The following is a 12620-nucleotide window of genomic DNA, read 5'->3' on the forward strand; positions in this document are numbered from 1 at the left end:
GGGCCACCGCAAGCGATGGCCCTCCACTTGGTTCCTTGATCGCGTGCGATCAGAACTTGTAGCGCGCGCCCAGCAGGATGCGCGGCTTCAGTTCCTGGGCCAGCACCAGATTGCGCTCGGTCCGGCCATAGGTCTTCACGCTCTCGCTGGTCAGGTTGATCCCTTCCAGCGTGACCGCGATCTGATCGTTGACGTCATAGCTGATGTTGACGTCCAGCGTCCCGAACGGCGCCACGAACAACGGGTTGCGGTTGCCGCCCTGGTTGGTCGCGGTCAGATACTTGTCGCGCCAGTTGTACGCGACACGCGCCGAGATGCCGCCCTTGTCGTAGATCGCGGTGGCGTTGGCGCTGTTGCCCAGCCCGGTCAGCGCGAAGATGTTGACGGTCGGGTCGGCATACGGATCGACGTTCACGTCGCCGCTCACCTTCGTGAACGACCCGGCGAAACCGAAGCCGGTATTGCCGAAGAAGTTCGTCCACGCCAGTTCGAAGCCGTTGATCTTGCCTTCGCGGTTGTTGATCGGCTGCGACACCGAGAAGTTGAACAGCGGATCGTTCGCATTGGCGGCCACGTCGACCTGCGCCAGGATCTGGTCGACGAACGTCTGCTGCAGCCCCTGGCCCTGGACGTAATTGGCATTGAACTGCTGCGTCGCCGCGGCCTGGTTCCCACCATTCTGGACGAGCAGCGCGGTGTAGGTGAACAGGTTGACGTCGCTCAGGTCGTAGCCGCTGGAGCGCAGGAACGCCGCCGCGGTGCCCGACCGCGATCCCGCCGCACCCGAGCTGGGGTCACGCAACCCGAACAGGTTTTGGTTGATGACGCCGGTGCCCAGGAAGTTGGCGACACGCTTGTCGAAGAAGCCGATCGAGACGAAGCTCGACGGCTTGTAATACCATTCCAGCGACACGTCGAAGTTGTCGGACAGCAGCGGCAACAGCCCGGCGTTACCCGTGCTGCCGGTCGGAATCCCGCCCAGCAGGGTCGGACGGCCCGGCGCACCCGCCGAGGCGGTCGCGAACAGGTTGCCATAGTCCGGCCGTGCCAGCGTGCGGCTGAACGACACGCGCGCCTTTACGTTCGTGATCGGCTCGATGCTGAAGTCGACCGACGGCAGCAGGTTGTTGTAGTTGCCGCGCTGGCGGATCGCGGTGAACACGCCGCTGGCATCGCCGCGGAAGTCGTTGTCGGCAGTCCAGACGATGTTGTTGTAGGTCTGCACCGCATCCGACACGACGCGCGTTTGCTCGTACCGCGCACCGATCACCAGGTTGGCGGGACGGTTGGCGACCTCACCGTTCCAGGTGAACTGCCCGAACACCGCCCAGACCTTCTCCTGCACCGTGTCGTCGGCGGGCGCAGACGCCACCGGCGGCGCGCCCAGCCCGGAATAATACGGGCTCAGCACGTTGTAGAGGTCGATCGCATTGCCGCGGAACGCGATCAGCGACGAACCCGACGAGTTCGGGTCGAAATGGTCGAACTTGCAGGTCAGGCAATATTGATTGACCAGGTTCGGGGCCAGCTGGCTGATGATGCCCGGATTCTGGAGGCCCCAGTCGCCCAGCGTCTGCTGCGTCTGGCCCTGCGTCGAGCGCATCTTCGAGTCGGTGTACGAACCGCCGACGTCGAAGCGGCTGCCGCCGCCCAGGTCCCAGCCCAGCCGCGCCTGGATCTGGTCGATCCGCTGCGTCTGGCGCGAAGTGATCGTGCGCGCCGGTGCGGAGCCGAGATCGCCGATGTCGAGCACGCCGTTGCAATTGCCCTTCGGGGTCGCGCCGGGGGTCGCACGATAGCAGTCGTTGATGGTCTGCGCCTGCTGCGGGAAGCCGGTGCTGAAGTCGAGGGAATGGCCCTGGATCACCGGCGCGCCCAGCGCGACCGTCGTCGCGGTGGTGCCGTTGGGGTTGTCCGGCGACGAGGTCGACACCGAATGGTGTCCGTCGACGACCAGCGTCAGGTTCGGTGCGAACTCCCACTTGGCGTTCGCACCGACCGACGCCAGCCGCGCCTTGGTCGCGGCCTGCTGCTGCTCGAAGCCCTCGTCCTTCGGGCTGGTCGGCAGATAGTCGCGCAGGAAGATCGCGGTCGCCATGTTGGGATTGTCGTCGAAGCGGACTTCGCTGAACGGGCGGTTGAACCAGTTCGTCTGCTCGCTGCGCATTTCGCGCAGTCGGTTCTGCGCGAACAGGCTGTCGACGGTGAATTCCAGCGTATCGGTCGGCTTGAACTGCAGCACGCCCTGGAAGTTGATGCGCTCGCGGCGGTTTTCCGAGAACTGGTAGCGGCTGTCGTTGGGCACCAGCACGTACGGCGCGGTCGGGCGTCCGCCATCGATCTTGGTGATCGAATTGATGTAGGTACCCGGATTGAAGAAGTCGGCGGTGGGGACGACGTTCCAATAGTTCGGATTCGACTGCGCCGAGGTCGAGTAGCGCAGCTGGTAGCTGCCGAACACCGCGGCGCCGAACGTGTCGTCGTCGTTGCGATAGTTGAGCAGGCCGGAAACCTCCGGCGTCACGCGGTGCTTCTTGTCTTCGGAATTTTCGACCGAATTGTCGTACAGCGCCTTGGCGCCGATCGAGCCGCTGACGCCCGATTCGCGCGAGTTCAGCGGCTTGCGCGTGTCGATGTTGATCGTGGCGCCGATGCCGCCGGTCGGCACCGAGGCGCGGCCGGTCTTGTAGACCTCCAGCGCACTGACGCCTTCCGATGCGATGTTCTGGAAGTCGAACGACCGACCCGCGCCGCGCGCGAACAGATTGCCGCCGCTGGTGTCGATGTTGGTGGCGGGCAGCTGGCGGCCGTTGATCGTGACGAGGTTGTAGCCGCCCGAGAAGCCGCGAACCGCGACCTGCGAGCCTTCGCCGTTCACGCGGTTGATCGACACGCCGGTAATGCGCTGCAGCGATTCGGCCAGGTTGGTGTCGGGGAACTTGCCGATGTCCTCGGCGCTGATCGCGTCGACGACGCCCGGCGAGTCGCGCTTGATCGCAATCGCGCGATCAAGGCTGGCGCGCACGCCGGTCACGACGATGTCGTCGCTCCCCGCGTCGGCGCCGGTCGCCGTGCTGGTGTCCTGCGGCGCCGTCGCGTCGCCCTGCGGTGCCGTCGCGTCGGCGGGCTGCGCGTTGGTCGGGCTGTTCGGCGTGGTGGTCGGGGCGGTCTGTGCCCCCGCCGTGCCGATCACGCCGGCGCCGATCGCCAGCGCCCACATCGACGTCGAGCGCCCGAGCGCGCCCAGAATACGGCTTCCCTTCATCATCATCCCCTCCTGCATGGCGGCAATTTGGCCGCGATGTCGCTCGCACCTTCTGCGCGATTGCTGATATCGCTATCAGGGGGCCGACCGCTGTCAATCGGGCTTACAGTCGTATCGGCAAGATGTTGCGACGGAGTGTTGCGCGAAAGACACAAGGTTTTTCAGGAGTGTGGAACAGTTTCATTCCCGCGAGGCCCATGGTTTCGCAATGGTTTGCGGGATTGGTCCTCGGAGGGATGGGAATGACGGACGGAGTGATGGTCGCGGCAGGGCGGCACATGCTGGCGGCGGCGGCCGCGCTACTCGCCGCCGCCGCGCCGGCGCAGGTCTGGCGCAGCGATCGCGGCGACGGCACCTATGCCAATCCGCCGCTGAATGCCGACTATCCCGATCCCGACATCATCCGCGTCGGCGACGACTTCTATTTCGCCAGCACCACCTTCGCCAACGCGCCGGGGCTGACGCTGCTCCACTCGCGCGACCTGGTGAACTGGGACATCGTCTCGCACCTGCTTCCGCGGCTCGACGGCTCGCCCCGGTTCGACATGGCGGATGGCGGGTCGTACCGGCACGGCATCTACGCCCCCAGCCTGCGCTATCGCGACGGCACTTTCTATGTCGCGGTCACGCCCGTGGGACAGCACACCCGCATCTACCGCAGCCGCGATCCGCGCGGGCCATGGACGCATGTCACGCTCGACCGTGCGGCCTTCGATCCGGCGCTGTTCTTCGACGACGACGGGCAGGTCTATCTCGCCACCTCGATCGGCAGCGACGGGACGATCACGCTCCACACGCTCGACCGCGACCTCACGCGGATCACCGCCTCGCGCGTCATCTACTACAACAAGGGCGCGGAGGGCTCGAAGCTGCTCAAGCGCAACGGCTTCTATTACCTCTTCAACGCCATTCCCGGCAAACTCGCGCTCACCGTGTCGCGCGCCCGCGCGCTCGATGGTCCATGGGAGACGCGCGCGCAGATCGACGACACCACCGGCGGCCACCAGGGCGCGCTCGTCGATCTGCCCCCGGGGAGCAAGGAGGGCGGCTGGTACGGCTTCGTCATGCGCGCTTCGGGGGCGATCGGCCGCGTCACCAACATCAGCCCGGTGTTCTGGCAGGACGACTGGCCGGTCTGGGGCACCCCCGCCGCTCCGGGTCGTGTCCCGGACGTCGCCCCCAAGCCGATCACGGGGCAGCCGTTCCGCGAACCCCCGTCGAGCGACGACTTCGCCGGGCGCGCGCTCGGCCGACAGTGGCAATGGAACCACAATCCCATCGACCGGCTCTGGTCGCTCGCCGAACGCCCCGGCTGGCTGCGCCTCCACGCCGCGCCGGGCACGCAGTTCTGGTGGGCGCGCAACACGCTCGTCCAGAAAGCGCAGGCGCCGCGCGCACGCGGCGAGGTGCTGGTCGACACGCGCGGGCTGAAGCGGGGCGACGTCTGCGGCTTCGGCACGCTCGGCAAGTTCAGCGCGCAGCTGTCGGTGCTCGGCGGCGTGAATAAACTGACGATGCGCGTCACCGAGGATCGCCGGAACGGTCCCCACGTCGCTATTTTGGAGCCCGGGCGTGCCCTCGCCGGCACCCGCCTGTGGCTACGCACCGATATGGACTTCCCCGCGAAGACCGCGACGCTCTCGTTCAGCGAGGATGGCCGCCGTTTCGTGTCCCTGGGCGGCCCCGTTCCGCTCGTCTTCGACTGGCAGACCGGCACCTTCCAGGGCGTCCAGTTCGCGCTGTCCTGCTACAATCCGGCCGGCAAGGGCGGCTGGCTCGACGTGGATCGCTTCACCTTGTCAAAGCCTTAGTGATGATGGTCGTGCGCGACGTTGCGCAATGCCTCCAGCACGTCGTCGGTCCGCGCCGGGTCGCCGATCGCCAGCACATGCCCCGCGCTGTCGGCGGTCAACGGGTCGCCGTTCCAGTCGCACATCCGCCCGCCGGCACCTTCGACGATTGGCGCCAGTGCCGCGAAATCATAGAGTTGCAGCCCGGATTCGCAGACGATGTCGAGGAACCCGCTCGCCAGCAGCCCGTAATTATAGCAGTCGCCGCCATAGACCGGGCCTTGCCGCGGCGCCCCGCCGCTCGCCGCGGTGACCAGCGCCATGAAATGCGGCACGTCGGCGTCCTCGAACAGATGCGGGCTGGTCGTCGCGACGATCGCCCCCTCCAGCGCCGCGCACGCGCGCGTCCGCACTGCCGCGCCGTTCAACAGCGTCGGGCGCCCCGCCACCCCCGTCCAGCGCTCGCGCTGCACCGGCTGGTCGATGATCCCCAGCACCGGCCAGCCATCCTCGACCAGCGCGATCAGCGTGCCGAAGATCGCGCGCCCCGCGGTGAAGCTGCGCGTTCCGTCGATCGGGTCGAGCACCCACTGGCGCCCGGTCACGCCGTCCTTGGTTCCATGCTCCTCGCCGACCACCCCGTCGCCGGGGCATTCGGCATCGAGCAGGCGGCGCATGGCTTCCTCCGCCTCGCGGTCGGCGCGGGTGACCGGCGAGCGATCCTCCTTCAGCTCCATGCCCGCTGGCTGGCGGAAATAGGGGCGGATGACCGCGCCGGCGGCGTCGGCGAGGCGGTGAGCGAGGGCGATGTCGGCGGGGCGTACGGGCATGACCCTGCCTATCGCGCCGGTCTGCGATGCGCTAGGAGCGATGACCATGTCCTCCGTGATGTCCGCCGCGATCGCTATCCTGCTGTCGGCGCTGGCGATGAGCGTCATCGTCGGCGTTCGCTACCTGGCCGCCAGCGGCGGGTTCGCGCTCGCCACGCGGTTGCGCCATCCACGGCTCTACGCCGGGCTTGACCCGCAAATCCGCCGGGAGATCGCGTGGAGTCTGGCGTCGTCGCTCATCTACGGCGTACCGGCCGGCATCGTCGCCTGGGGGTGGCAGAACCACGGGTGGACGCGCATCTACGACGACGTCCATGCCTATCCGCTATGGTACCTGCCCGTCTCGGTGCTGCTGTACCTCGTCGCGCACGACACCTGGTTCTACTGGACGCACCGCTGGATGCATCGCCCGCGCGTGTTCAAGCTGGCGCATGCGGTCCACCATGCCAGCCGCCCGCCGACCGCCTGGGCCGCGATGGCCTTTCATCCGATCGAGGCGGTGACCGGCGCTGTGGCCATTCCGCTACTGGTCTTCGTGATTCCGATCCATGTCGCCGCACTGGGGCTGGTGCTCGCGACCATGACGGTTATGGGTGTAACCAACCATATGGGCTGGGAAATGTTTCCGCGCTTCATGTGGAACGGCCCGGTGGGGCGATGGCTGATCACGGCGAGCCATCATCAGCGCCACCACGAACGCTACGGATGTAATTATGGCCTTTATTTCCGCTTCTGGGATCGGCTGTGCGGCACCGACGACGGGCTCGGCGACTTCGCGCGCATCCATGCGAAAGCGGGCGCTGCGAAGGGCGGCAGGCACGGCGCTGCTGGCACTGCCGCTGATCGGCGCTGCGCCGGTCGGATCGTTGCAGGTGGAGATCGCCCAGCTCCGCTCGGCCAAAGGGATGCTGCGGCTGTGCCTGACCGCCGATCCTGACAATTTCCCGAAGTGCGTCGACGATCGCGACGCGGTCACCCGCTCGGTCCCGGCCGGGCAGCACAGCATTCGGTTCGGCGGGTTGCCGCGCGGCGATTATGCGGTGGCGGTGATCCACGACGAGAACGACAACAAGAAGCTGGATACCTTCGCCGGTATTCCCAAGGAGGGCTTCGGCTTTTCCCGCAATCCGGCGATCCGCTTCGGTCCGCCGCGCTTCAACGCAGCGCGCTTCCGGCTCGATAGTGATGCCGAAGAGCAACAGGTGCGGATGCACTACATTCTCTGACCGGTCGCCACGGAGCCAAATCCTCGCCGGACGGTTGGGCGCGCAGACCAAAAGGGGAATTTACGTGCGCGTCAACCGTCTCACCACCCGTTCGCTGCTGGCCGTGGCGCTGGCCTGCCTGGCCGCGCCCGCGCTGGCGCAGAGCGGATCGTTGCCAGCGGAGCCGAACCCGGCACCCGACGCGATGGTGGTCGGCGACACTGCGACGGTCGCGGTCGCTGCGGCCTATCTTCCCGACTACGAAGGCTCGGACAATTACCGCGTCGTCCCCGGTCCCGCCGCGATCGGATCGTTCCGCAACTTCGCATTCCAGGTGATCGGCAACCGCGCCTCGATCGACCTGATCCCTAATCCGAGCGGCCCCAGCTGGGACGTGCAGGCGGGACCGATCGGGGTCGTCAACTTCAACCGCAACAACAACAACGCGATCGACGACCGGCGCATACGCGCGCTGGGCGAACGCGACATCGCGGTCGAGCTGGGCGGCTATGTCGGGCTCGGCAAGACCGGCGTCATCACCAGCCCCTATGACAAGCTGTCGGCGTCGCTCAGCTACCGGCACGACGTCAGCGGCGTGCACCGCAGCGGCATCTGGACGCCGTCGGTCAATTACTTCACCCCGCTTAGCCTGAAGGCGGGCGTGGGGCTGTTCGCCTCGGCCGAGCGCGTCGAACGCGGCTTCGCACGCACTTATTTCGACGTCGATGCCGCGCAATCGCTCGCGAGCGGCCTTCCGCAATTCCGCACCCGCGGCGGGTGGAAGCACTGGACCGCCGGGATCGCAGGCACCTATTCGCTCACCGGTAACCTGCTGAAGGGCTGGAAGGTCATCGGCGGCGTGACATACAAGAAGATGCTGAACGATTTCGGCGACACGCCGGTCGTGTCGGTCGCCGGCTCGCGCAGCCAGTGGCTCGCCGCCTTGGGCGTGGGCTATACGTTCTAGGTCGCCGGGCAGCCCGGCGCACGCTGCGCCGGAATTCGCCCAAGACCGGCTGGCGGGGGCCGCCGCCCCCGACCGACGTCGCGGCTTCGCCGCGACACCACCTGTCCCCAAACCGGCGCCCCCGAACATCCAACCGCCGCAAATATCGCAGCCGCCACGCACGCTTCCTCTTTCGCGACCGGGCCTTGCTCGCCTACGACCGCGTCATACGCGCCGCCGGGCGCAGCTGTGATGAGGAAGAGCCTGCCATGACCGATAGCGACCAGCTGATCGAGACGCTCGACGCCCGCGTGCGTCGCCGCGACTCGCGCCGCGCCTTCTTTACCGGCGCGCTGGGCGTCGCGGCCGGCGCGGCCGCGCTGGCGGGCGGCGCGCAGGCGCAGACGACGCCCGCCCCGTCGCCGACGCCCTCTCCATCGCCGTCGCCCACCCCCTCGGGCACTCCGACCCCGACCGTCACCGAAGCGGATGTGCTGAACTTCGCGCTGAATCTCGAGTATCTCGAGGCGAATTACTACGCCTTCGCGGTCACCGGCAGCGCGTTGGCCGCCGCCGACATCAGCGGCGCGCTCGGCACCGCCGGTGCTGCGACGGGCGGGCGCGCGGTTACCTTCAAGGATCCGGTCGTCCAGCAATATGCCAACGAGATCTACCAGGACGAGCTGGCGCACGTCCGCTTCCTGCGCAATCAGTTCACCGATGCGTCACGCCTCGCGCAGCCGCGCATCGACCTGGGCACCGACCCCAACGGCGCCTTCAGCGTCGCGGCGCGCGCCGCGGGGCTGGTCGTGGCGGGTCAGGCGTTTGATCCCTATGCCTCCGACGAGAATTTCCTGCTCGGCGCCTATCTCTTCGAGGACGTCGGGGTGACCGCATACAAGGGCGCCGCCCCCGCGCTGCTCTCCAGCAAACTCTATCTGGAGGCCGCCGCCGGCATCCTGGCGGTGGAGGCGTATCACGCCGCGATCATCCGCTCGGTGCTGTACCGCAAGGGCCTCGCCACGCCGTCGCTGGGGTTGATCGAGAAAACGACCGCGATCTCCGACGCGCGCGACCGGCTCGACGGCAATCCGGCGGTCGATGCGACCCGCGGGATCGGACCCGATGCCGATCAGGGGATCGCACCGGATCTCACCAATCCGAGTGCGCCGGTTTCAAACATCATGCCGCTCAACGCCAACGGCCTGGCCTTCAGCCGTTCGCCGGCACAGGTGCTCAACATCGTCTACCTCAACCCCGCGGCGGTCACGAGCGGCGGGTTCTTCCCCGCCGGCGTCAACGGCAACATCAAGACGAGCGCGGCATCGGCGTGACGCGCGCGGCACCTCCGCCGCCTTCGCTCCCGCCTTTCCGATACGCCCCGCACCAGGGAATGATGCCATGATCAAGGATTCCGTCTTCGCCGCCCTCGAACTCGCCGAGGCCCGCCGGGCCGAGCGCCGCCGCTTCCTGAAGCTGGCCGGCGCGTCGACCGCCGCGGTCGGCGGCTTCGCGCTGCTGTCCGCCTGCGGCAGCGACAACAACAACAGCCAGACGCCCGCGCCCGACCCCACGCCGTCGCCCACCGCGACCTCGACCGGGGTCGCGACCGACGTCGGCATCCTGCAACTGGCGCTGAACCTCGAATATCTCGAGGCGCAATTCTACTCCTACGCTGCGTTCGGCCAGGGGCTGCCCGCCGCCAGCACCACGGGCGCGGTCGGCGCGCAGGGCGGTGTCACCGGCGGGCGCGCGGTCCAGTTCAGCGACCCGGTCATCGCCAGCTATGCGCGCGAGATCGCCGCGGACGAGATCGCGCACGTCAATTTCCTGCGCACCACGCTAGCCGCGGCCGGTTCGACGCTGGTCATTTCGCAGCCCGCGATCAACATCGACGGCGGCGCGACCGGCGCCTTCACGAAGGCGGCGCGCGAAGCCAAGATCATCACCGATAGCCAGACCTTCGATCCCTATGCCAGCGACGAGAACTTCCTGCTCGCCGCCTACCTCTTCGAGGACGTCGGGGTCACCGCCTACAAGGGCGCCTCGCCGTTGATCGGCAGTGCGGTCTATCTGGAGGCCGCCGCGGGCATCCTGGCGGCGGAGGCGTATCACGCCGGGCTGATCCGTGCCGAACTCTACCGGCTCGGGCTGCTCGCCACCGGCACGCCGAACGCGATCACCGAGGCGAACGCGATCTCCGACTATCGCGACAGCCTCGACGGCGTCGGCACCGACAAGCTTCCCAACCTCAACGAGCTGGACGAAGGCATCACCAAAACGGTGAACGGCGCGCAGGTCGCCAACATCGTCCCCGCCGACGCCAACGGCGTGGCCTACAGCCGGAACTCCTTCCAGGTTCACAACATCGCCTATCTGACCAAGGCGGCGGCGACCGCCGGCGGCTTCTTCCCGGCCGGCACCAACAATTCGATCGCCGCGCTGCGCACCAGCGCCGCGACCGGCTGATCGGGCATCTGCGCGAGACAGGCCGCGTCCGTTACGGCGGGCGCGGCCTTTTTCGTTGGTAGTCCTCGAACACGCCCCTATACTGCCGCTTCCCCGGGGGACCGCCGATGCTGCGGTTGAGAGGAGGGTGGCAGCCCTCGACCCGCCGAACCTGATCCGGCTGACACCGGCGTAGGGAGTGGAGCGGCGTCCCCGGACCCACCGTCTTCCTCCCGGACCACGAGGAGACGACGCATGGCAGACATCCCCGCCCGCACCGAGATCGGTGTCACCACCGGCCCGATCCGTGGCAGCCGCAAGATCCACGTTGGCCCGCTGAACGTCGCGATGCGCGCGATCGACCTCGATCCGTCGTGCGGCGAGCCGCCGCTCAACGTCTACGACACTTCCGGTCCCTACACCGATCCCACCGCGCGGATCGACATCATGGCCGGCCTCGCCCCGCGCCGTCGCGACTGGATCATGGCGCGCGGCGATGTCGAGGCCTACGATGCGCGCGAGATCCGTCCGGAGGACAATGGCCAGCTCGGCCCCGACCGCTCGGGCGGCGTCCAACCCTTCCCGAACGTCAACCGCCGCCCGCTGCGGGCGAAGGCGGGCGCGAACGTCAGCCAGATGCACTATGCGCGCCGCGGCATCATCACGCCCGAAATGGAATATGTCGCCACCCGCGAGAATCTCGGGCGCGAGATGCTGAAGGAATATGTCCGCGACGGCGAGAGCTTTGGCGCGGCGATCCCGGATTACGTGACGCCCGAATTCGTCCGCGACGAGGTCGCGCGCGGCCGCGCGATCATCCCGTCGAACATCAACCACCCGGAATCGGAGCCGATGGCGATCGGCCGCAACTTCCTGGTCAAGATCAACGCCAACATCGGCAACAGCGCGGTCGCCAGCAACGTCGCGGCCGAGGTCGACAAGCTCGTCTGGTCGATCCGTTGGGGCGCGGACACGGTCATGGACCTGTCGACCGGGCGCAACATCCACGACACCCGCGAATGGATCATCCGCAACTCGCCGGTGCCGATCGGCACCGTGCCGATCTACCAGGCGCTGGAGAAGGTCGGCGGCATCGCCGAGGAACTAACGTGGGAGATCTTCCGCGACACGCTGATCGAACAGGCCGAACAGGGCGTCGACTATTTCACGATCCACGCCGGCGTCCGGCTGCCCTACGTGCCGCTCACGGCCAAGCGCGTCACCGGCATCGTCTCGCGTGGCGGGTCGATCATGGCAAAGTGGTGCCTGGCGCATCACAAGGAATCGTTCCTCTACGAACGCTTCGACGAGATCACCGAGATCATGAAGGCGTATGACATCGCCTACTCGCTGGGCGACGGCCTGCGCCCCGGCGCGATCGCCGACGCCAATGACGAGGCGCAGTTCGCCGAGCTCTATACGCTGGGCGAACTCACCAAGCGCGCCTGGGAGCAGGACGTGCAGGTGATGATCGAGGGGCCGGGCCACGTGCCGATGCACAAGATCAAGCAGAACATGGAAAAGCAGCTCGAGGCGTGCGGCGAGGCGCCCTTCTACACGCTCGGGCCGCTCACCACCGACATCGCGCCGGGCTACGACCATATCACCAGCGGCATCGGTGCCGCGATGATCGGTTGGTACGGCACCGCGATGCTCTGCTACGTCACGCCCAAGGAGCATCTCGGCCTGCCCGATCGCGACGACGTGAAGGTCGGCGTGGTGACCTACAAGCTTGCCGCGCACGCCGCCGATCTGGCGAAGGGCCACCCCGCCGCCAAGCTGCGCGACGACGCTTTGTCACGCGCGCGGTTCGAGTTCCGCTGGCGCGACCAGTTCAACCTGTCGCTCGATCCCGACACCGCGGAATCGTACCACGACCAGACCTTGCCGGCCGAGGGCGCGAAGACCGCGCATTTCTGCTCGATGTGTGGCCCGAAATTCTGTTCGATGAAGATCACGCAGGAGGTGCGTGACTTTGCGGCGAAGCAAAACGCGCCGGTCGAGACATTCGTCGCCGCGAAGGATGCCGAGGCCGGGATGGCGGAGATGAGCGAGCGGTTCAAGGAGACGGGTAGCGAGGTTTACCTGCCGGCGAAGTGAGGAGACGGCGGCCCTGTCACTTCGATAGAGCCGCCC

Annotated in this window: 9 protein-coding genes and 1 riboswitch; of the genes, 7 read left to right on the plus strand and 2 right to left on the minus strand. The window is 67.4% G+C overall.

Features of this window, described 5'->3' with window-relative positions:
- Nucleotides 1–49 precede the first annotated feature (49 nt).
- On the minus strand, nt 50–3268 hold the full coding sequence (locus J2Y58_RS11895) for a TonB-dependent receptor (RefSeq protein ID WP_310103320.1): 3219 nt from the start codon (nt 3266–3268) through the stop codon (nt 50–52).
- 239 nt (nt 3269–3507) lie between these two features.
- On the opposite strand from J2Y58_RS11895, the gene J2Y58_RS11900 reads away from it, so the two are divergent.
- Nucleotides 3508–5076: a glycoside hydrolase 43 family protein gene (locus tag J2Y58_RS11900; RefSeq protein ID WP_310103322.1), complete on the plus strand. Its 1569-nt coding sequence runs from the start codon at nt 3508–3510 to the stop codon at nt 5074–5076.
- On the opposite strand, the gene J2Y58_RS11905 is transcribed toward J2Y58_RS11900, so the two are convergent.
- A complete protein-coding gene (locus tag J2Y58_RS11905; RefSeq protein ID WP_310103324.1) occupies nt 5073–5885 on the minus strand; it encodes an inositol monophosphatase family protein in 813 nt (270 codons plus the stop codon). The two genes, J2Y58_RS11900 and J2Y58_RS11905, sit on opposite strands and share 4 nt — an antisense overlap.
- A gap of 58 nt (nt 5886–5943) precedes the next feature.
- On the opposite strand from J2Y58_RS11905, the gene J2Y58_RS11910 reads away from it, so the two are divergent.
- From J2Y58_RS11910 to thiC, 6 genes are all read left to right on the plus strand, one after another.
- The gene (locus J2Y58_RS11910) at nt 5944–6822 is read left to right on the plus strand and encodes a sterol desaturase family protein (protein ID WP_310103517.1); all 879 of its coding nucleotides are present in this window, start codon (nt 5944–5946) and stop codon (nt 6820–6822) included.
- A complete protein-coding gene (locus J2Y58_RS11915; RefSeq protein WP_405053097.1) occupies nt 6791–7111 on the plus strand; it encodes a DUF2141 domain-containing protein in 321 nt (106 codons plus the stop codon). The genes J2Y58_RS11910 and J2Y58_RS11915 overlap by 32 nt, the downstream gene beginning before the upstream one ends.
- Before the next feature lie 64 nt (nt 7112–7175).
- Nucleotides 7176–8057, plus strand: coding sequence for a MipA/OmpV family protein (locus tag J2Y58_RS11920; protein WP_310103326.1), 882 nt, complete (start codon nt 7176–7178; stop codon nt 8055–8057).
- A gap of 248 nt (nt 8058–8305) precedes the next feature.
- Entirely contained in the window at nt 8306–9370 is a 1065-nt protein-coding gene (locus tag J2Y58_RS11925) for a ferritin-like domain-containing protein (protein ID WP_310103328.1), read from the plus strand.
- A gap of 67 nt (nt 9371–9437) precedes the next feature.
- A complete protein-coding gene (locus J2Y58_RS11930) occupies nt 9438–10505 on the plus strand; it encodes a ferritin-like domain-containing protein (protein WP_310103330.1) in 1068 nt (355 codons plus the stop codon).
- Between the two features lie 84 nt (nt 10506–10589).
- Nucleotides 10590–10701: riboswitch (TPP riboswitch) on the plus strand.
- 38 nt (nt 10702–10739) lie between these two features.
- On the plus strand, nt 10740–12584 hold the full coding sequence (gene thiC, locus J2Y58_RS11935; protein WP_310103332.1) for a phosphomethylpyrimidine synthase ThiC: 1845 nt from the start codon (nt 10740–10742) through the stop codon (nt 12582–12584).
- The last annotated feature ends 36 nt before the right edge of the window (nt 12585–12620 follow it).

Origin of the sequence: Sphingomonas sp. BE138, from assembly GCF_031456125.1 — a bacterium.
GTDB lineage: Bacteria > Pseudomonadota > Alphaproteobacteria > Sphingomonadales > Sphingomonadaceae > Sphingomonas.

Bases quoted from the DNA above. Each gene is read 5' to 3' on its own strand.
- J2Y58_RS11895 (WP_310103320.1), bottom strand. From the start codon at position 3,268: ATGATGAAGGGAAGCCGTATTCTGGGCGCGCTCGGGCGCTCGACGTCG.
- J2Y58_RS11900 (WP_310103322.1), top strand. From the start codon at position 3,508: ATGACGGACGGAGTGATGGTCGCGGCAGGGCGGCACATGCTGGCGGCG.
- J2Y58_RS11905 (WP_310103324.1), bottom strand. From the start codon at position 5,885: ATGCCCGTACGCCCCGCCGACATCGCCCTCGCTCACCGCCTCGCCGAC.
- J2Y58_RS11910 (WP_310103517.1), top strand. From the start codon at position 5,944: ATGTCCGCCGCGATCGCTATCCTGCTGTCGGCGCTGGCGATGAGCGTC.
- J2Y58_RS11915 (WP_405053097.1), top strand. From the start codon at position 6,791: ATGCTGCGGCTGTGCCTGACCGCCGATCCTGACAATTTCCCGAAGTGC.
- J2Y58_RS11925 (WP_310103328.1), top strand. From the start codon at position 8,306: ATGACCGATAGCGACCAGCTGATCGAGACGCTCGACGCCCGCGTGCGT.
- J2Y58_RS11930 (WP_310103330.1), top strand. From the start codon at position 9,438: ATGATCAAGGATTCCGTCTTCGCCGCCCTCGAACTCGCCGAGGCCCGC.
- thiC (WP_310103332.1), top strand. From the start codon at position 10,740: ATGGCAGACATCCCCGCCCGCACCGAGATCGGTGTCACCACCGGCCCG.